The sequence below is a fragment of the Microbispora sp. H10830 genome (assembly GCF_014161375.1).
GTDB lineage: Bacteria > Actinomycetota > Actinomycetes > Streptosporangiales > Streptosporangiaceae > Microbispora > Microbispora catharanthi.
In genome coordinates, this window is record NZ_JABBWX010000010.1 from 227405 (window position 1) to 247276 (window position 19872).

Here is a 19872-nt window from a genome sequence, read left to right on the forward strand (position 1 = left end):
CTACCATCGGCACCCTGATGGGCGCGAGGAGGGGGGCCAAGCGCGTGAACCAGGACAGGGCGCGCCGGCATGCGAGGTGGCGGTTGCCGTCCGGTGTGTACAACCCGGTCGTGTCGGCCGACGGCCGGCGATGGCGGGACTACGAGCAGGCCGCCGAGGCGCCTGCTCCCTCGCTGGAGGACCGCCGCCTGGAAGTGCGGCTCGCGGCGCTGCCGCTGGGCGTGGACACCGTGACCATGCCGGTGGTGCCGGCCGCCAGGAACGGCGAGATCGGGGGACGCGGGGGCCATGGACTGGGGGTGCCGGCCGGACGGCGCGCAGGGTCGCCAGACCCCAGGGAGGCAGGGTCGCCAGACCCCAGGGAAGCAGGGTCGCCAGACCCCCGGGAAACCGTCCCCGCCGCGACGCCCGCCGACGCCGGGAACACTCGGAACACCGGGGACCCGGAAGACGCCGAGGACTCTGAGGAGTTCGGGGACTTCGAGGACGCCGGGGAGGCTCCGGAGGCGGCGGGAGAGGTGACAGAAGAGGCGGCGGCCGCGGACACCACCGGGGAAGCTGCCGCGGGGACCGCCGCCGACGCCGCACCCGACGGCTCGCCGTCGCCGGAAGAGCCCGGCTCGGGGGAGCCCGGCTCGCCTGACTCGGGCCCGTGTGACGCGGGTCCGGGGGAGTCCGGCTCGCCTGACTCCGGTGACCTCGCGCACGTGGAAACGCGCCCGGCCGCCGGGATCGAGGCGGCCGACACCGAGGCCGACACCGAGGCCGACACCGAGGCCGACACCGAGGCCGACGCGGGGGCCGACGACGCCGAGCACGGGGACGACATCGAGGATCCGGCCGAGCCCGGGGATCACCTGGAGATCGCCGTCGTCGGAACGCGGGACGGTGCGGCGGCAGACGAGACCTCGACGGCCGTGGCGTCCGCCGAAGGCGATCGGCCGGGCGAGCCGCTGCCCGAGCCGCTGCCCGAGCCGCTGCCCGGGCCCCTGCCCGGGGCGGGACACGACGCCGGTGCCCAGACCGGACAGGGCGAGTGGCTCGCGGAGACCGCGCCCGCGCCGAGAATCACCGCGCAGGCGGACAGGGCCGCGGCCGAGGCGGGGCGTTCCGGACACCCGAACGGAACCGACGGCGGGGCCGGACAGGGGCGACCGCCCGGTGAAACGGCGCCTGCGGCGGCGTTCGGGGCGGCGGGGACGGGCCGGGACGAGCGGCACGAGGAGACACCCGGCGGGGCCGTGGACGACGGTCCGGAGACGGGCGACTTCGCGGACGCCGACGACTTCTGGTCGGCCGTGCTGCACGACGAGACCGAGCGCGACTGGCTGGACGGTTCGGGCCGCCCGCGACGGCTGGAGGAGACCCGCCCGTACGGCAGGCCCGGCGGCCTGGCCGAGGCGGATCCGGACGGCCAGGTGAGCCTCGTGCAGGCGGTGAACGGGCGCTTCCCGGACCCGCGCGGCACCTGGATCCGCCTGATCAACGCCGAAGGCCCGACGGAGGACGCGTTCAGGTCCAACAACGCCGTCGACTGCGCGCTGTCGGTGATGTCCACCTGGCATGGCGAGCCCGTCGTGGCGGCACGCAGGCAGCCGGAGTACGACGGGTCGGGACGCCCGCTGCTGACCGGGGAGACCGGAGGCGTCGCCCGCGCCGAGGAGTGGCTCGGGCACCGCTTCGAATACGTGGGCCACGGCCGCCGGGCGTACGTGGCGATCGCGCAGCGGCTGATCTTCGGCGGTCACGGTGCCGCCGCCGTCCTCATCACCCGCTGGGCCGGGGGAGGCAGCCACGCGTGGAACGCCGTCAACTGCCGGGGCGAGGTCCTGTGGATCGACGCCCAGCGGGGTCACATGGCCGTGGAACCGCCGTACGAGGACGTCACGGGGGTCTTCGCCGTGGTGATCGACCGCCAGGGCCGCCGCCTGTGACGGCCCGTGTGTGAGCGCCGCCCGCGCCGCTCGCGCCGCCCGGGGCACCCGCTCGCGCGGGTGGCCCGGGCGGCCCCGTACCGACCCGGCCGGGACGGGGCGAGCGGCGGTCAGGAGGCGGCCAGCGCCCCGACGACCGAGGCCCGGGCCGCACGGCGGGCGGGCAGCACCGCGGCGAGCACTCCGGCCAGGCCCGAGGCGGCGATGAAGATCAGGATCTGCCCGATCGGGAGCTGGAAGGAGACGTTCTCCGTGAGCGTCGCCGTCGCCGCCCAGCCGTACGCGATGCCGAGCAGGACGCCGACGATCGCGCCCACCAGGCCGAGGATCAGCGCCTCGACCGAGAGCATGCCCCGCAGTTGCGGCCGGGTCAGGCCCAGGGCGCGCAGCAGCGCGGACTCGCGGGTGCGCTCGTGCACCGACAGCGACAGCGTGTTCGCGATGCCGAGCAGTGAGATCACGATCGCGAGGGCCAGCAGCCCGGTGATGATCATGAGGATCGAGTCGATGGCCTCGTCGAACTGGCCGCGGATCTCGGTGGTGCTGCCGACCTTGACCGCCGGGTAGGCCGCCGTGGCGTCGTCCACGACCTTGCGCGCCCGCTCGGGGGCCACGCCGTCGGCGGCGTCCACCAGGATCTGCGCGTCGCCCACCGTGCCGAACTGCCGCTCGAACGCCTGCTCGGTCATGGTGAACGCCGGCAGCAGGGACACGTCGGCCTTCAGCACCGCCACGACCTTGAGGGGGGTCCTCCGGCCGCCTGACGCGACGGTCACGGTGTCGCCCACCTTGACGCCGAGGTCCCGGGCCACGTAGTCGGCCACCGCGACCTCGCCCGCGCCGAAGCCGTCCATGGTGCCGGACGACGCCTCCGGCTTGATGGCGGTGCCGATGGCCGACTGGGTGACCGTGCCCACCGCGAACTCGCGGCCGTTCACCTTGGCCTTCTTCCCGCGGAACTCGGTCACCGCGGCCAGATCGCGGTTCGCGCGCAGCGTGTCGGCGACCGAGCGGGGGATCGTGCCCGTCTGCGAGGACAGGATGTAGTCGGCGGGGAACTGCTGGTCGAGCTGGCCGCTCACGGTGGTCCGCACCGTGGAGGTCAGGACCGCCATGAACGTCATCAGCGTCACGCCGACGGTCAGGGCCACCGTCGTGGTCGCCGCCCGCTTGGGATTGCGCCGCGAGTTGTCCACGGCGAGCCGCCCCGGCACGCCGAACAGCCGCGCAGGCACCCAGCCGGCCAGCCCGCTCAGCGGCCGTACGATCACCGGACCGAGGATGAGCACCGCGAAGAACACGAGCACGCCGCCCGCCATGACCGCCAGCAGCGCCGCCTGGCCCGGCTTCTGCAGCATCCCCGCCGCGGTGAGGCCGGCCCCGGCCAGCACGAACAGGGCGGCGACGACCACCCGTACGACCCCGGTGCGGAACGCGTGCTCCTCCACCTGCGTGCGCAGCGCCGCGACGGGCGGCACGCGGGTGGCCTGCCGTGCCGGGAGCAGCGCGGCGGCCATCGTCACGACGACGCCGGTGCACATGCCGACGGCGATCGTCTGCGGGGACAGGCTCACGGTGCCCGTGGGGATGTCCGTTCCGACGGCCCGCAGCACGGCGACCGCGGCGGCCCCGAGGCCGAGGCCCGTCAGCAGGCCGAGCACCGACGACAGCAGGCCGACCACGGCCGACTCCAGCACGATCGAGCCGAAGACCTGCCGCTTGGTGGCGCCGATGCAGCGCAGCAGCGCCATCTCGCGCATCCGCTGCGCGACCAGGATGTTGAAGGTGTTGTAGATGACGAGCGCGGCGACGAGCAGCGCGACCGCGCCGAACAGCAGCAGGCCCAGCCGGATGAAGGACGTGTCCATGTGGTTGCGCTTGGCGACCTCGTCGGCGCGTTCCCGCCCGGTCACGGCCTTCGCGTCGCCCACGGCCGCCGCGACGGCCGTACGCAGGCTCTCCGGCGAGGGTCCCGAGGAGACGACGTCGATCTCGGTGAAGCCCTTGGCGCCGGTGACGCGCCGCGCCGTGTCGGGAGTGAAGGCGACCGCGCCCCGGTAGGCGAGGTTCTGGTCGAGGCCCACGTCGAAGATCCCGACGAGGTGGAACTCCTGTCGCTTGCCGGCCTGGTCGAGCACCGTGACGGTGGCTCCGGGCGCGAAACCCTGCGTCTTGGCGGTGTTCTTGTCGAGCACCGCCTCGCCGGCGGCGGAGGGGGCCCTCCCAGAGGTGATCTTGATGCGGTTCGCCGGGATGGACACCCCGGCGGTGGGGGAGTCCCCCACGACCTTGCCGTCCTTGCCGATCAGCGGCGCGTCCCCGGACACCATCGGCTGGGCGTCCTTGACACCCTGCACCGCCCTGACCGCGGCGAGCGCGCTCTCGGGCAGGTTCCCGTCGGGCCCGGCGTCGTCCTTGGGCGTCACCACCACGTCCACCTTGTCGGCGTCCGCGGCGAACGACTGGGTGAACCCGGCGTCGATGGTGTCGGTGAGCACAAACGTGCCCGCGATGAAGCCGACCCCGAGCACGATCGCCAGGGAGGTGAGCACCAGGCGCAGGCGGTGCGCCAGGAGCCCGGTGAGGGTGGTCCTGAACACGGCTCAGGCCTCCAGCGCCATCAGCGTGTCGAGCACGGTCTGCGGCGTCGGCCGTTCGACCTCGCTCACCAGCAGCCCGTCGCGCAGGAAGACCACCCGGTCGGCGTACGACGCCGCCACGGGATCGTGCGTCACCATCACGATCGTCTGCCCGAGCTCGCGTACGGACCTGCGCAGGAACGCCAGCACCTCGGCGCCGCTGCGCGAGTCGAGGTTGCCGGTCGGCTCGTCGGCGAAGATCACCTGGGGCTTGCTGATGAGCGCCCGCGCCACGGCGACGCGCTGCTGCTGCCCGCCCGACAGCTCGCTCGGCTTGTGCCTGAGCCGGTCCCGCAGGCCGACCGTCTCGATCACGCGGTCGAACAACGCCTGGTCGGCCTGGCGGCCCGCGATCTCCAACGGGAGCCGGATGTTCTGCTCGGCCGTCAGCGTCGGCAGCAGGTTGAACGCCTGGAAGATGAAACCGACGCGCTCGCGCCGCAGGAGCGTGAGCTGCTTGTCGTTCAGACCGGTGATCTCGACGTCGCCGATGATCACCTGCCCGTCCGTCACGGTGTCCAATCCGGCCAGACAATGCATCAGTGTGGACTTGCCGGAGCCGGACGGCCCCATGATCGCGGTGAACTCCTCCGCGGCGAAGCCGACATCGATGCCGCGCAGCGCGTGCACGGCCGCGTCGCCCTCGCCGTACACCTTCGTCACTCCCCGCGCGACGACGGCGGTGCGAACCTGGGTTGTTGTGGTCATGACGCCACGCTATGGCCGTGATCAGGGCGTTTCCTCGGCCTCGCGGACGTTCTCGGCGTGCGGCCCCGGGACCGCCCCGCCGGGACGTGTGCGACTTGTGAGGTAGTCCGGTCTCAGCCCCGCGGATGATCGGGGGAGACCGCACCCGTCTCGTACGCGTAGACGACCACCTGGGCCCGGTCGCGAAGCCCCAGCTTGGCCAGGATGCGGCCGAGGTGGGTCTTCACGGTCGCCTCCGCGAGATGCAGCCGCGCCGCGATCTCGGAGTTCGACAGGCCGCGAGCCACGTTGACCATCACCTCCCGCTCCCGCGCCGTCAGCACGCCCGCGTCCTGCCGCCGCACGTCCCCGTCCGGCAGGAGCACGGCGAAACGGTCGAGCAGGCGGCGGGTCGTGCTCGGCGCGACCACCGCGTCCCCGGAGTGGACCGACCGGATCGCACTGATCAGCTCGGCCGGCGGCACGTCCTTCAGCAGGAACCCCGCCGCGCCCGCCTTGATCGCGGCGAACGCGTACTCGTCGAGGTCGAACGTCGTCAGGATCAGCACCTTGGGACCGTCCGGCGCCGCGCAGATCACGCGGGCCGCCTCCACCCCGTCCATCCGCGGCATGCGGACGTCCATGAGGACCACGTCCGCCTCGACCGTGCGCAGCGCCTCGACGGCCGCCAGCCCGTCCGCCGCCTCGCCCACGACCTCGATGTCCGGCTGCGCCCCGAGGACCATCCGGAACCCGGTCCGCACCAGTTCCTGGTCGTCCACCAGCATGACGCGTATCACTGCCGCTCCGCTCCGCTCGTCATCGCCGCGATCCCCGTAACCGTACGCGGCCGGGGGACGACCGGGTCACTGTGGTCCGGGGACGGCCGGTCACCGCGGCCGGGGGGCGGCCGGACACCGCAGTCGGGGGACGGCCGGTCACGCCGGGTCACGCGGCCACCCCGACGGGAATCCGGACGACCACCCGGAACCCGCCGCCCGGCCGGGGGGCCGCCTGGACGCTTCCGCCGTACATCGCCGCCCTCTCCCGCATGCCGATCAGCCCGTGCCCGCCGACCAGACGCGGCGCCGCGGCGCCCCTGCCGTCGTCGCTGATCCTCAGCTCGATCTCGCCCCTGCCGTACGTCATCTCCACCCAGGCCCGCGTGCCCGGACCGCCGTGCTTGAGCGTGTTCGTCAACGCCTCCTGCACGATCCGGTAGACGGCGAGCTGCTCGCCCTCCGGCAGGGTTCGCGCGGTGCCGGACACGGTGAACTCGGTCGGCAGCCCCGAGTCCCTGACCTGCCTGATCAGGTCGCCGAGCTGGGCGACGCCGGGCTGCGGAGCGTACTCCTCCGCCGGGCTGCCCGCGTCCTGCCGCAGCACGCCCACCAGCCTGCGCATCTCGGCCAGCGCCTGCCGCCCGGTCGCCGAGATCGCCTGCATCGCGCGCCGCGCCTGCTCCGGGTCGCCGTCGATGGCGTATCCCGCGCCGTCGGCCTGGACGACCATCACGCTGACGTTGTGCGCGACCACGTCGTGCAGCTCGCGGGCGATGCGGGCGCGCTCGGCCGCGGCGGCGATGCGCGCCTGCTGGTCGCGTTCCCGCTCGGCCCGCTCGGCGCGTTCGACCAGGCCCTCCACATAGCGGCGGCGGGTGTTGGCGTAGATCCCGGCGATCCAGACGGCGACGATGAAGGCCGAAGACGACGGCCATGCCTGGCCGGCGTCGGGAGACCAGCGCAGCATCGCCAGCAGCAGCCCGAGTTCGGCGACCGCCCCGGCGGCCAGCGCCCACCGGAGCGTGCAGCGCGAGGCGACGCCGTACACGGCGACGAGCACCGCGATGTTGGCGGGCAGGACGACGACGTCGAGCAGCCACTGGACGAAGCTGACGGCGGCGACCGCCGCGAACACCTCACGGGGGTGGTCGCGGCGCCATGTCAGCGGAACGATGAGCGCGGCCGACAGCAGCAGCAGCCCGGGCACGCCGACCTGCCGCGCCCCGAGCGAGCCGGTCCGGCTGAAGACCTCGACGGTGACCAGACTCAACAGCGCCAGCGGGGAGACCGTGAGCGCGTCCACGAGCTTGCTGTGGCGCCGGGTCCAGGCGCGCAGTCTGCCGAACACGTACCCAACCATATGTATCGGCTGCTCAGAAAGGTCTCACCCTTGCGGCGGATACGGCGGTACGACTCAGGTCGCAGCCGCCCGCCGCGCTTACGCCGTTCTTACGGATCGCGACGCATCCTTGTCCTCGGGAACGCTTCTGTGAAGCGGGTAAAGGGAGATTTGGATGGCGGATCAGGACGCGGCGTCGCGCGGCGCAGGGGACGAGCCGCGCGGCCCGCGCCCGGAGCCGGAAACCGGGCCGGCCGGGCCGAGTGAGCCGACCGCGACCAGCGGATCAGCAGAGCCCGCTGCGCCGGGCGCGCCGACCGGGCCGGCCGGAGCGGGGTTGATCGCACCTGGGCCCGCCGGGTCCACTTCGCCGGCTGGGCCGAACGGGCCGACCGGGCCACCGCCACCTCGGAGCAATCCCCCATCATCTTGGACCAGCCCGGCGAACACGCCCGGGGGCGTTGGGCCGGGTTCGGCCTGGCCCGGCCCGGGGAGCACGCCCGGGGGCGTTGGGCCGGGTTCGCCATGGTCCGGCCCCGGGAACAGGCATGGCGCGGCAGGGCCGTATTCGACCTGGGCAGGCCCCGCGGGCCCGGGCCGGCCCGGATCGGGACCCGCGAGCGCGCCCCCGACCGGCGGCGGGTATGCCTTCGGCCCCGGCGGCGCGGGATGGAACGCCCCGGGCTGGCAGGACCCGCGGCCACGGTTCGCGTCCGCCCCGCGGCCCGGTGCCCCCGCGCGCCTGGCGGCCCGGCTTCCCCGTGGACACGCCGGGCAACTCGTCGCCGTCGGCGTCGCGTCCGCGATCGTCGGAGCACTCCTCGGCGGTGGCATCGTGGCCGTCACCAGCATGGCCTGGGACCGGGCGGACGTGGGGACGAGCTGGGACGGTGGAGGAGACCGGCAGTTCCCTCGCGGCTACGGTCAGGACGCGCCGCAGTCCCAGGACGGTCTGCCTCCCTGGTGCAGGCAGACCGACGCCGGAGTGCGCTGCCAGGCGCCCGGCTGAGACTTCCTTCCGGAGTTCCGGTAGGTGCGCGCCGGCGGAGGGGCCGGCGCGCGCCTACGGGATTTCCGTGCGTATTCACGACGCCTACGGGATCACCGCGTTCACGGGATCCGTGCGGTCACCGGATGAGCGACCCCCCGGGTTTGTCGCCCGGCCGATCACTGGAGCGCACGCCGGTCGGCGTGCAGGTGACGCGAGAGCCGTACGGTGATGAACTCGTCGTCGTCGGCCTTGCCCGCCGCACGGCCGGACGAGAACGGGAAGTTGTTGTCGTTCAGCACCGCGAGAGTGCGGTCGTCGAGCAGGGCCACGTCCTCGATCGTCTGGAACGGGAAGCGGAACGTCCGGCCGAAACCGCCGATGCCCTTCGGGTTGGCGAGGTTCAGCAGGTCGGCGACGAGGGTCTTGTCCATGCGGCCGTCGTGGTCCCGGTCGGCCGCGTCGGCCAGGTAGATGCGCTTGAAGGCGGCGGCGTCACCCTGCTCGTTGTCCCGCTCGATGACCAGGAACCGCTGGTCGTCGACCGCGATCGCGTCTCCGATGGCGTTCGAGGGCGACTCCAGCCGGTAGGTCCACCAGGTCGCGCCGTACCTGCCCGTGCGCAGGTCGAAGTCGTACATGCGCAGGTCGCCGGGCGTGTCGCCGTCCACCGTCCCCTCCAGCAGGGGGTGGAGGCGGCGGCCGTCGACCGAGCGGGCCATGCCCTCGAACCCCTTGCTGCTGCGGGTGTTGGGCTGGCCGCCGTTCAGGTTCGGATTCTCCGGCGCCATCACACCGGGCAGCGGGATCGGGGCCTGGAGGAGTCGCCCGGAGGACGAGAAGTGCAGCAGGAACGGGCCGAACTCGTCGCCGATCCAGTAGGTGCCGTCGGACGCCCGCACGATCGACTCCACGTCGAAGTCGGCGCCGGTGAGCACCCGGTCCGCCCGGGTCAAGGCGAACGGCACGCGCCTGTCCGGATCGCTCAGGTCGAACCCGCCGAGCACCTCCAGCTTCCCGGTCCTGAGATCGGGCTTGACGCGGTGGACGCGCAGCTGGAAGTCGGCGCTGTTGGCCTTGTTTCCATAGCCGTTGTCGGACAGCACGTCGTAGGTGCCGTCACCTCTTTTCACGACACCGCTGAAGCCCTGGACGGGCTGCCCAGGGAAGGGCGCGGCGATGCCGTTGAACGGCCCGGCCCCGATGGCCGAACCCGAGGGCTCGCTGCCGGGCACGAAGGTCTGAGCAGGCAGGACGGCGAAACCCGTGAGCGTCGCCTGGCCGAAGCCGGCGGGCCGAGGGGCGGCCAGCACGGGGGACGACAGCGCGGATGAGGTCAACCCCACGGCCAGGGCCGCGGCGCTCAAGGTGATCGAAAAGCGTCTCATGCCGGGCACAGTAGGGACGTAGAGTGACAAAAGCCTCAACGCCAGGCGGCCGCGGACGAACAACTGAGCCGTTTCGGGCGAGCGGGATTTCCCATGACGGTCACCCCCGCTCGCTCTGAGCGCGGAGCAGGGCGATCGCCGTCCGGATCGCCGCGGTCCGTGAGCGCGCTCCTCCGCCGGACACGAACCGCTCCAGGAAAGACAGATCGTCGGCCCCGAGCATCAGGTTCAGCTTCGCGAGCGCCGGCCGCTCGGAATTCGGCGACTTCCGAGTGCTTGAACAAGTTCGCGGCTCGCCATTTCTATCTGAATCGCAGTGGGGTCGACGAGATTCGAACTCGCGCTGGACGGTACCTAAAACCGTTGCCTCTGCCGATTGGGCTACGACCCCTTTTCCTCTTCCTTTGCCTGCGAAATTCTCCGTCTGAGAATGGCAGTTAGGGCAAAGGAATCGGAGGTTCTCTTTTCTGTTGTCCAGCCAATTGCCATTGATGTGGTCGATGTGCAATGTCAGCGGCCGACCCTGCCAGGCGCCGCCTATCCTACAGTCTGCGCAGACGTATGGGACTCCTACTTCCCGCAGTGCCCGCCTGAGCTTGCGAGGCTTCTCGCGACCGGATCCCGGAGGCAGCAGCACGAGGATCTCCACAGGCAGGTATCGCCGGGGCGCCGGGGTGCTCTTGTTCGGCGAGGGCCTGCCGAAGTGGGACGTGTCGATACCGAAGTGCTTGAGGCGGCGGCTGATGTGGGCGTGGGCGCCACCCGACCATGGGATGCCGAGATAGCGCAGCACGTCGGCGATGCTGCTCGCGGCGGCCGCCGCGTCGGCGAGCAACTCGGGGGTGTACTTGTACTTCGCCATGCCCCGGAAGTTATCGGCCGCCGCCGACAATTCCGGGAGCGTGGCGAAAGGGGTATTTCAGGAAATCCCCAGCTCTTTAGTGAGTCGGGCGACGTGGCCGGTGGCCTTCACGTTGTAGAGGGCCTTCTCGACCTTTCCGTCGGGGTCGATGACGAACGTGGAGCGGATGACGCCCATCACGGTCTTGCCGTAGTTCGTCTTCTCGCCGTACGCGCCGTACGCCTTGTGCACGTCCAGGCCGGTGTCGGACAGCAGTGGGAAGGTGAGCGCGTCACGCTCGCGGAACTGCCGCAGCTTGGCGGGCTTGTCCTTGGACACGCCCAGCACCACGAAGCCCTGCTCGGTCAGGGCGCCGAGGTTGTCGCGGAAGTCGCAGGCCTGCTTGGTGCATCCGGGGGTCATCGCCGCCGGGTAGAAGTACAGGATGACCCGCCTGCCGCGGAACGACTCCAGCGCGACCTCGTTGTCGTCGGCGTCGGTCAGGGTGAAGCCCGGCGCGGCGTCGCCGGGCTGGAGCTTGCTCATCACGTCCTCCGGAAAAAGGTGACCCGCGGCGATCGGCGGGCAAGCGTCAACCAAACTACCGGCTCAGCCGCTGTGCGGGGCGACCGCCGGACCTGGCAGACTGATCACACACGAATACCACAGGAGGGGGATCGCATGGCGGACACCGATCCCGATGCGCTGGAACGGAAGATCGAGCGCACGCGGGCGGAGCTCGCTCGCACGGTCGACGCCATCGCGGACCGGGTGAGCCCGAAGCGGGTCGCGGAGCGCGGCGTCGAGAAGGCGAAGGCCAACGCGCGCGACTTCGTCGCGTCCGTGGAGGACATGGTCCTGGGGCCGCGCACGTACGCCCCGGCCGACGGCGAGGGCGAGCAGCCCGCTGAGTATGCGGCGCCCAACATCGCTCCGGTGCTGATCGGGATCGGCGTGGTCGTCGTCGTGGGCGCGGCCATCGTGCTGCTGCGCCGCCGCTCCCGCTGACCCGCCGCCGGACGACGCCGCCGTGACGCGGTTCACGGCGGCGTTCGCGTTCTCGCAGTGACGAGCACAGGGACGAGCACAGAGACGATCACAGGGCCGGGCCGGCCGTCACAGGAACGTCTTGCCCTCGCCGCGGTAGGTCGGGACCTCCTCGGCCACCCGATCGCCCTCGACGAGGTGCAAAGCGGCGAAGCGCTCGCACAGCTCCCCGGCCTTCGCGTGGCGGAACCAGACGCGGTCGCCGAGGCGGAGGTCGGCCGCGGCCTCGCCCAGAAGCGGCGTCTGCACCTCACCCGCCCCCTCGTCCGAGTGATACCTGAGCCCCGCCGGCAGGTACGGCTGGGGCAGCCGGGTGGGGCCGGGGGCCCCGGAGGCGGGGTAGCCCCCTCCGAGCACGGTCACGACGTCCGGAGCCGGCTTGCGCACGACCGGCAGGGCGAACAGCGCCGCCGGACGGCCGGTGAAGCCCCGGTAGAAGTCGAACAGCCGGGGGTGGAAGAACCCCGAACCCGCCGCGACCTCGGTGATCGCCCGCTCGGCGACGGTCTTCTCGATGCTTCCCGTTCCGCCGCCGTTGACGAACTCCAGGTCGGCGACCTGACGTACGGCCTGCACGATCCGGCCGCGCCGCACGATCAGCTCGCGGCGCGACCGCTCCTGCATCCAGCGCACCGCGCGGCCGTACGGTCCCGGAACGTCGTCGCCCACCCCGGCGATCTGCGCCTCGTACGCCATGAGCCCGGTCAGCCGCAGCCCGGGACGCTTGGCGATGTGCGCGGCGATCTCGGCGGCCTGCTCGGGCTCGCGGATCGGCGACCGCAGCGCGCCCGCCCGGAACGCGCCGCCGAAGGCCACGAACCCCGCGTCGACGTCCAGGCACACCCGGATCCGGTGGGGGAGCCGCAGGCTCTCGATGAGGTCGAGGTGCTCGGGCGAGTCCACCATGACGGTGATCTCCCGCGCCGCGACCTCGTCCGATCCCAGGGCGCGTAGCGCGGTCCTGTCGGCCGTGGGGTAGGCCACGAGCACGTCCCGCAGGCCGGTGGAGACCAGCCACAGCGCCTCGGGCAGTGTGAAGGCCATGACGCCCGAGACGCCGTCCATGGCCAGGAGCCGTTCGAGCACGGCCCGGCAGCGGATCGACTTGCTGGCCACCCGGATCGGCTTGCCCCTGGCCCGGCGCACCATGGCGGCCGCGTTCGACCGGAGCGCGTCCATGTCGAGGACGGCGAAGGGCGGCTCAAGGTGGGCCGTCGCCTGGTCGAGGCGCTGTCGGTCGTCCATGGCCGCAGCCTAGTACGGCGTCGCCCGGAAATACATGAGTGAGGTTCACGTTAACCGGGTCCGGGCAAAAACTCCGCCGTGGCGCCGCCATGATCGCGCAAGGCGGCGGGTGACCCGCCCGTCCCGTCACCGCTCCGTGTACCCATGGTGAGGTGACTACCGAGCGGACGCGGCACGGTGAGCGGGAAGGGTGAACGGCTGATGAGCGTCGTGCAGGGAATCCTGGCGGGTTCGTCGGCGAGGAGCGCCAAGGGCGCCGCAAACAACTCGGGCGCCAGAGGCGCGGGCAGCGGCTCCGGCGCCGAGGGCGCCGAGGGCGCCGAGGGTGCCGGAAGCGACACAGGCGGCAGGGGCGCTGCGGCGGGCCGGCGGAGCGCCGTGCGCGTCCTGCGGCCGGGCCGGACCCCGGCCGCCGTCGTGGTCGCCGCCGTGATCGCCCTGCTCGGCTGGGTGCTCACCGCCGTTGTCGTCGCCGTCATGCTCGGCGTGTCCACGCCTTTGCGGCTGCCGCCCCGGCTGCTGAACCTCACGACGGCCGACCCCGCCGTCCCCGTCGCCGCGATCGGCATGATCGTGTGCGGGGCGGGACTGGTGGCCCTCGCGCTCGTTCCCGGCCGTCCCCGGCTCATGCCCCTGGAATGCCGGGACCCGCTGCTCGCGATGGGACTGACCCGCGCCGGTCTGCGCCGGACGCTCGCCGCCTCGGCCCGCGAGGTCGAGCACGTCCGGCGGGCCGACGTCCACATCCTCCGCAGGCGGATCGAGGTCGCCGTGGTGGCCGACGCGGACACGACCGGCGCCCTTCTGCGCGAGGTCGGCGCCGCGGTCGGGGACCGGCTGTCGGGCCTCGGCGTCCGGTCCCGCCAGGAGGTCGTCGTACGGCTGCGCAGGAGAGGGGGCTGACGTGCGTCCGCGTTGGGGAAACCGCGTCGGGCTCCTGCTGGTGGGCCTCGCGCTGGTCGCGGGAGGGTTCGGCCTGTTGACCGCCGTGCGGGGGCGGCCCGGCGCGGCCCTGATCGACGCGAGCGTGGCCGGCGCGAGCGTGACCGAAGGGAAGCCGTGGGCGCTGCCCCTGCTGGCCGGGGCGGCCATGGTGCTCGCCCTGGTCGCGACCCGCTGGCTCTTCATGGCACTCGGCTGGGGCCGGGTCGGCAGCCGCACCGGCGCCGGCATCGCCATGCTCGGCGTGGCGCTGAAGGGGATCGACGGGATCGGCCACATCTCGGTCAGGCTCGTGCGCGACGGCAGGCTGCGGGTGTCGGTGTCGCTCCGGCGGTCGGCCGACCTGCGACAGGTGATCAGGCGGCTGGACGAGTCGGCGGTCTCACGCGTTCGCCGCGCGGTCGGCCGCGACGACGCGCTTGCCGTCGTTCGCCTGCACGTCCGCCGCCGCTGACCGGCCCTCCCTGCGCCATGGCGCGGGGGTCGCGCCCGTGCCGAGGGCGAGCCCGGCGGCCAGGCAGGCGAGCGGCACGACGGGCACCACATAGCGGTGGTCGAAGGCGGCGATCAGGGGTGGCAGCAGGAGCAGGACCGCCGCCGCGGCCCAGGGCAGCAGCGCCGTCCACCGCCGGGCCGCCAGCCCGGCGAGCCCGGCCAGCAGGACCGCCGCCAGCAGCGGCCCGCGCAGGAAGCCCTGCTCCTGGTAGGCGCGCAGCCACCCCGCGAACGGCTCGGCCACCTTCGTGTCCCCGGAGCTCCCCTGGTAGGCGGTGGTCAGCGCGCCCGCCGTACGGCCGCCGGAGGCCACCTTGGAGGTGAACGGCTTCACCGTGGCGGGGAACACGTACGCGCTCTGCGTGCCCGGGGCGGGGTAGACCTTCCGGTCCCATTCGAACGCCCACATGGCGTCGTGCAGCCCTGTCGTCAGGAAGTCGAGGGGCTGGCTGCGGATCGCCAGCGAGGCGAACTCGCTCGCCAGCCGGTCCTTGTCCTTCTTCACCCGCTGGATGGGCGAGTCGGCGGCCCAGATGTAGGCGGGCGCGGCGAGCCTGGGCTCCGACGGGCACAGCACCGCGAGCTCCTTCGGCGGCTTCATCACCGAGCAGTCGGCGAAGGTCATCGTGCGCGACCACAGCCATGTGCTGCTGCCGCCCATCCCGTACGACCCGTGGGCGTCGTGGAACCAGACGGCGTACCCGCCGAGCACGGCGGACGCGGCGGCGAGCCCGGCGAGCGCGGTCCTCCAGCGTCCGGCGAACAGGACGGGCAGCAGCGCCAGCGCGATCAGGGGCAGCCCGAGGGTGCGGGTGACCGTGGCGAACCCGAGCAGCAGCAGCGCCGCGACGACGGACCACGCGCCCGGGCGAGGGCGCCACAGCAGGATCGTCACGGCGGCCACGACCAGCGCGGTGAACAGCAGGTCCGCCATGACGAGGTGTTCGAGCTGGATCTGGTGGACGTCGAGCAGCACCGGCGCCGCCGCCAGCGCCGCTCCCCAGCCCGGCAGCCGTGTCCGCCGGCGCAGCACCGCGTAGACGCAGACGGCCATGCCGAGACCGAGCAGGTGCTGGACGATCACGACGGCGGTGATGCTCCCCAGCGGGCTCAGCGCCGCCAGGAACAGCGAGTAGCCGGACGGCCGCGAGGGCAGCGGCCGCAGGTCGAGGGCCGAGCTGAGGTAGGCGAAGGAGTCGGCCCAGAACCACAGCGCGGGCCGGTAGCCGAGCACGGCGAGCGCGCGCAGCGCGACGCCCGCCGCCAGCACGACCAGGAACGCCCGATGTGGGCGCAGCGCCTCGCGCCACCTCACGTGACGGCCCTCCTCCTCGACGGGAAGTCACCACGATATTGGCGAGCCGCACATGCGTCACATCCGCGACATCATGGCGCTCGCTGGCGGCGCGAGGTTCAGCACTCGATGACGTTGACGGCGAGGCCGCCGCGCGAGGTCTCCTTGTATTTGTCGAGCATGTCCCTGCCGGTGTCGCGCATCGTCTTGATCGCCTTGTCGAGCGACACGAAGTGGCGGCCGTCGCCGCGCAGCGCGATGCGGGCGGCGGCGATCGCCTTGATCGAGGCGACGGCGTTGCGCTCGATGCACGGGATCTGGACGAGCCCGCCGATCGGGTCGCAGGTCAGGCCGAGGTTGTGCTCGATGCCGATCTCGGCGGCGTTCTCGACCTGCTCCGGCGTCCCGCCGAGCGCCTCGGTGAGGCCCGCCGCCGCCATCGAGCAGGCCGAGCCGACCTCGCCCTGGCAGCCCACCTCCGCGCCGGAGATGGAGGCGTTCTCCTTGAACAGCACGCCGATCGCGCCCGCGGTGAGCAGGAAGCGGACGACGCCGTCCTCGCCGGCACCCGGGAGGAAGCGCATGTAGTAGGACAGGACGGCCGGGACGATGCCGGCGGCGCCGTTGGTCGGCGCGGTGACGATCCGGCCGCCCGCGGCGTTCTCCTCGTTGACGGCCAGCGCGAACAGCGTGACCCAGTCCATCGCCCGCAGCGGGTCGGTCCCGTCGGCCTCGCCCTGCAGCCGCCGGTGCAGCTGGTGGGCCCGGCGGCGCACCTTGAGCCCGCCCGGCAGGACGCCCTCGCGGCCGATGCCGCGCCGAACGCACTCGGCCATCACCGACCACAGGTGCAGCAGGCGCGCCCGGATCTCCTCCTCCGTACGGCCGAAGGCCTTCTCGTTCTCCATCATCAGGCCGGAGATCGACAGGCCGGTCTCGGCGCAGTGCGCGAGCAGTTCGTGCGCGGTCGTGAAGGCGTACGGCAGCACCGTGTCGTCCGGCTTGATCCGGTCGGCGCCGGTGGCGTTCTCGTCCACCACGAAGCCGCCGCCGACCGAGTAGTACACCTTCTCGCGCAGCACCGTGTCGTCGGCGTACGCCGTGAACCGCATGCCGTTCGGGTGGTGGGGGAGCGACAGCTTGCGCTCGAAGACGAGGTGCTCGCCGACCACGAACGGGATCTCGTGCATCCCGTACAAGGTGACCGTGCCGCTCGCCCGCATCGCCGCCAGCCGTTCGTCTACGGTGTCGACGTCGACCAGTTCGGGCTTGTCGCCGGACAGGCCCAGCAGGACCGCCTTGTCGCTGCCGTGGCCCTTGCCGGTCAACCCGAGCGAGCCGTACAGGATGGCATCGACCCGGGTCGCCTTCTCCAGCAGCCCGTCCTGGTGCAGCCCGCGGACGAACTTGTGCGCCGCCGCCATCGGGCCGCCCGTGTGCGAGCTGGACGGCCCGATCCCCACCTTGAACAGGTCGAAGACGCTGATCGCCATTGACCCTCGCCTCTCAGCCGGCTGTCAGGACTCGCCGGAGGTCAGCGCGGTGTACTCCGCGGCCGACAGCAGGTCCTCCGGCGCCTCCTCCACGCGCACGCGGAACAGCCAGCCCTCGCCGTACGGGTCGGAGTTGACCAGCGAGGGGTTGTCCACGACGGCGGAGTTGATCTCGACGACCTCGCCGCCGACCGGCGCGAAGATGTCGCTCACGGACTTGGTGGACTCCACCTCGCCGACCGCGTCGCCGGCCGCGACCGTCGAGCCGACCTCCGAGTGCACCTCCACGTAAACCACGTCGCCGAGTTGCTCGGCCGCGTACGCCGTGATGCCCACCGTCACGGTGAGGCCGTCCTCGATCCCGGCCACCCACTCGTGTTCCTTGGTGTAGCTCAGGTCGTCCGGAATGGTGCTCACTTGCTCCTCCTGTAGAAAGGCAGATCGACGACGTCGACCGGTTCTTGGCTGCCCCGGATGTCCACGGCCAGGCCACCCTTCTCCAGGGCGCCCTCGTCGACGTACGCCATGGCGATCGGGCGGCCGAGGGACTGCGACGGGGCGCCGCTGGTCACCTCGCCGACGACGGCGCCCTCGCGGGTGACCGGGTAGCCGTGGCGGGGCACGCGGCGGCCGCGCGCCACCAGCCCGACCAGGCGCCGCCTGGTGCCGTTCTCCGCCGCCCGTTCGAGGGCGGCCTTACCCACGAAGTCGCCGGGCTTGTCGAAGCGGACGACCCGGCCGAGTCCCGCGTCGAACGGCGTGATCGCCGCGCTCAGCTCGTTGCCGTACAGCGGCATGCCGGCTTCCAGGCGCAGCGTGTCGCGGGCCGACAGCCCGGCGGGGACGAGCCCGGCGTCCTTGCCCGCCTCGGCGAGGGCGTTCCACAGGGGCACGGCGTGCTCGTTCAGCACGAAAAGCTCGAAGCCGTCCTCGCCGGTGTATCCGGTGCGTGCGATCAGGGCGGGCGTGCCCGCGACGACGCCGGGGACGATGGCGTAGTACTTCAGATCGTCGAGGTCGGCGTCGGTCAGCGCGGTCAGGATCTCGGCGCTGCGCGGGCCCTGCACCGCGACCAGCGCGTACTCGTCCGACCGGTCGGTCACCCGCGCGTCGTGGCCCCGGACCCGGTCGGCGAGCTCACGGGCGACGAGGGCGTAGTTGGAGGCGTTGGCGACGACCATGTACTGGTCTTCGTCGAGGCGGTAGACGATGAGATCGTCGAGGATGCCGCCGGTCTCGTTCACGATCATCGTGTAGCGGGCGCGGCCGGGCGCGAGGACGCTGAGATGTCCCACGAGAGCGTGGTCGAGCGCCTCGCCCGCCTGCGCGCCGACGACGAAGATCTCCCCCATGTGGGACAGGTCGAACAGCCCCGCGGCCGTGCGCACCGCGTTGTGCTCGGCCGACTCACTGCCGTAGCGCAGGGGCATCTGCCAGCCCGCGAAGTCGGTCAGGGTCGCGCCGAGACTTTCGTGGACCTCGCGGAGCGGGGTGGTTCGGGACATGCGCACCTCGGAAGGACGGATGCTGCGTTTGACTATCGGGCATCCTCCCCCTCTGTCATCGGCGCCTGAGAGCTTCGTCCGATCTTTGCCGGACTTTCACCTTCGGCGAGGCCTTCCGGCCTTCTTTCCAGAGGTCACCTGGCCCGCACGGTCCTTTGCCTTGAGAGGTTCGCGGGGAGGGCTTGCTCCTTCAGGGGCCCTGACCGGATGCCAGGACGCTCTCCCGCACGGGATCACCGGTGTGCTGCAAGCCTAGTGGTTCGCCGCCATCCCCGTAACCGGCGGATCGTCCCGATTTCCTCGATCGAGATTCCGTCCTTGCGGGCTTTCGTTACGGTCTGTGATCGCACTCGCGTGCCAGCCGATGCCCCGCGCGGAGGCGCATCAGGGCGGACGGAAGGTCGTCGCCGGTGAGGATCCGCTGGTGGAGGGCCTGCGTGTCGGGGGACGGCTCGGTGCCGAGGCGGTCGACCAGGGTGCGGCGCAGTCGCTGGTAGGACGCCGAGGCGTCGTGGGTGCGGCCCGACCGGTGCAGCGCCAGCATGAGCTGCCGGTGCGGCCGTTCGCGCAGCGGGTGGCGCCGGGCCCACTGGGCAAGGCCGCCGACGATCTCGTGATGGTGCCCGAGCGCCAGCCGTACGTCGAAGAGGTCCTCGGTCACCGCGCGCCGGTCCTCGTCGAGCCGTTCGGCCCACGCGGAGAGCTCGTCCACATGCCTCATGGCGAGCAGGGCGTCGCCCCGCCACAGGCTCAGCGCGTTCTCGAACATCCTCGCCGCATTGTGGTAATCGCCATTTTCGCGAGCGATTCTGCCCTGTGCCGCGAAATGGTTGAATACTGCAGCATCCACGGATCCCGGCGGGACGGAAAGAAGGTAGCCGCCGTCCACGGTGTGCAGCGGAGAAAGGCCGGGGTCGCGTGGCGAGAGCCGCCGCCGCACCTGTGCGATGTAGGTGGTAAGATTCCGCGGCGCCGATTTAGTGGGACGGCCATTCCACAACAGATCGATGAGCCGGTCCCGGTGAACCGCGATATTCGGATTGAGCAGGAACAGTGCGAGGAGCTGCCGGTGCCTCGGGGCGAGCCCGGCGATGACATCCCCTGAGGGTTTCATGGCCAGGAACGGTCCGAGCACGGCGTATAACACGGTTCCCCTCGCACGAAAGCAGCGTGAACGCGCCGACGATGCGGCTTTGATCGCCATTTGACCATATCTCTCTCCGGCGGCTTGAGTCAAAAAATAGTCGTTTGTA

17 protein-coding genes, 1 tRNA gene, 1 pseudogene and 1 riboswitch are annotated in these 19872 nt (G+C 72.1%); of the genes and pseudogenes, 5 read left to right on the top strand and 14 right to left on the bottom strand.

From position 1 onward, the window contains the following. Positions 1–17 precede the first annotated feature (17 nt). Complete coding sequence (locus HHX35_RS25365; protein ID WP_259405373.1) at positions 18–1934, top strand: toxin glutamine deamidase domain-containing protein; 1917 nt, start codon at positions 18–20, stop codon at positions 1932–1934. A 110-nt stretch (positions 1935–2044) separates the two neighbouring features. Here the strand turns inward: HHX35_RS25365 and HHX35_RS25370 are convergent, their stop codons facing one another. The 4 genes from HHX35_RS25370 to HHX35_RS25385 form a co-directional block, all read right to left on the bottom strand. After that, positions 2045–4534 (bottom strand): FtsX-like permease family protein, encoded by a 2490-nt coding sequence (locus HHX35_RS25370; protein WP_182901224.1) that lies wholly within the window; start codon positions 4532–4534, stop codon positions 2045–2047. 3 nt (positions 4535–4537) lie between these two features. Then, positions 4538–5281: an ABC transporter ATP-binding protein gene (locus tag HHX35_RS25375; protein ID WP_182901225.1), complete on the bottom strand. Its 744-nt coding sequence runs from the start codon at positions 5279–5281 to the stop codon at positions 4538–4540. 113 nt (positions 5282–5394) lie between these two features. Further along, positions 5395–6060, bottom strand: a complete 666-nt coding sequence (locus HHX35_RS25380; RefSeq protein WP_310739295.1) for a response regulator transcription factor — start codon at positions 6058–6060, stop codon at positions 5395–5397. Between the two features lie 148 nt (positions 6061–6208). After that, a complete protein-coding gene (locus tag HHX35_RS25385) occupies positions 6209–7390 on the bottom strand; it encodes a histidine kinase (protein ID WP_310739296.1) in 1182 nt (393 codons plus the stop codon). A gap of 826 nt (positions 7391–8216) precedes the next feature. On the opposite strand from HHX35_RS25385, the gene HHX35_RS25390 reads away from it, so the two are divergent. Next, positions 8217–8390 (top strand): hypothetical protein, encoded by a 174-nt coding sequence (locus tag HHX35_RS25390; protein WP_182901227.1) that lies wholly within the window; start codon positions 8217–8219, stop codon positions 8388–8390. A 158-nt stretch (positions 8391–8548) separates the two neighbouring features. Here HHX35_RS25390 and HHX35_RS25395 read toward each other — a convergent pair whose 3' ends face one another. The 4 genes and pseudogenes from HHX35_RS25395 to bcp all read right to left on the bottom strand — a co-directional run bounded on the left by HHX35_RS25395 (position 8549) and on the right by bcp (position 11144). Continuing rightward, the gene (locus HHX35_RS25395) at positions 8549–9757 is read right to left on the bottom strand and encodes an esterase-like activity of phytase family protein (protein WP_182901228.1); all 1209 of its coding nucleotides are present in this window, start codon (positions 9755–9757) and stop codon (positions 8549–8551) included. 317 nt (positions 9758–10074) lie between these two features. After that, positions 10075–10148 (bottom strand) — tRNA-Leu (locus HHX35_RS25400). Positions 10149–10184: 36 nt separating this feature from the next. After that, positions 10185–10619: pseudogene (locus HHX35_RS45190) on the bottom strand (HNH endonuclease signature motif containing protein); the annotation flags it as partial. Positions 10620–10676: 57 nt separating this feature from the next. After that, positions 10677–11144 (bottom strand): thioredoxin-dependent thiol peroxidase, encoded by a 468-nt coding sequence (bcp, locus tag HHX35_RS25410; RefSeq protein ID WP_182901229.1) that lies wholly within the window; start codon positions 11142–11144, stop codon positions 10677–10679. 135 nt (positions 11145–11279) lie between these two features. On the opposite strand from bcp, the gene HHX35_RS25415 reads away from it, so the two are divergent. Beyond that, positions 11280–11606, top strand: coding sequence for a DUF3618 domain-containing protein (locus HHX35_RS25415; protein WP_139575930.1), 327 nt, complete (start codon positions 11280–11282; stop codon positions 11604–11606). A gap of 108 nt (positions 11607–11714) precedes the next feature. Here the strand turns inward: HHX35_RS25415 and HHX35_RS25420 are convergent, their stop codons facing one another. Beyond that, complete coding sequence (locus HHX35_RS25420; RefSeq protein ID WP_182901230.1) at positions 11715–12890, bottom strand: amino acid deaminase/aldolase; 1176 nt, start codon at positions 12888–12890, stop codon at positions 11715–11717. Between the two features lie 201 nt (positions 12891–13091). On the opposite strand from HHX35_RS25420, the gene HHX35_RS25425 reads away from it, so the two are divergent. Next, entirely contained in the window at positions 13092–13793 is a 702-nt protein-coding gene (locus HHX35_RS25425; RefSeq protein WP_182901231.1) for a DUF6286 domain-containing protein, read from the top strand. 1 nt (position 13794) lies between these two features. Next, entirely contained in the window at positions 13795–14286 is a 492-nt protein-coding gene (locus HHX35_RS25430; RefSeq protein WP_182901232.1) for a hypothetical protein, read from the top strand. Here the strand turns inward: HHX35_RS25430 and HHX35_RS25435 are convergent. The 5 genes from HHX35_RS25435 to HHX35_RS25455 form a co-directional block, all read right to left on the bottom strand. Then, positions 14215–15642 (bottom strand): hypothetical protein, encoded by a 1428-nt coding sequence (locus HHX35_RS25435; protein WP_182901233.1) that lies wholly within the window; start codon positions 15640–15642, stop codon positions 14215–14217. The genes HHX35_RS25430 and HHX35_RS25435 overlap by 72 nt on opposite strands. 98 nt (positions 15643–15740) lie before the next feature. After that, entirely contained in the window at positions 15741–17114 is a 1374-nt protein-coding gene (locus HHX35_RS25440) for an L-serine ammonia-lyase (RefSeq protein WP_182901234.1), read from the bottom strand. 24 nt (positions 17115–17138) lie between these two features. Further along, positions 17139–17531, bottom strand: a complete 393-nt coding sequence (gcvH, locus tag HHX35_RS25445; RefSeq protein ID WP_182901235.1) for a glycine cleavage system protein GcvH — start codon at positions 17529–17531, stop codon at positions 17139–17141. Then, positions 17528–18619 (bottom strand): glycine cleavage system aminomethyltransferase GcvT, encoded by a 1092-nt coding sequence (gcvT, locus tag HHX35_RS25450; RefSeq protein WP_182901236.1) that lies wholly within the window; start codon positions 18617–18619, stop codon positions 17528–17530. The genes gcvH and gcvT overlap by 4 nt, the downstream gene beginning before the upstream one ends. A 138-nt stretch (positions 18620–18757) precedes the next feature. Next, positions 18758–18855, bottom strand: a riboswitch (glycine riboswitch). A 95-nt stretch (positions 18856–18950) separates the two neighbouring features. Next, positions 18951–19823: an AfsR/SARP family transcriptional regulator gene (locus HHX35_RS25455; protein WP_310739297.1), complete on the bottom strand. Its 873-nt coding sequence runs from the start codon at positions 19821–19823 to the stop codon at positions 18951–18953. Positions 19824–19872 lie beyond the last annotated feature (49 nt).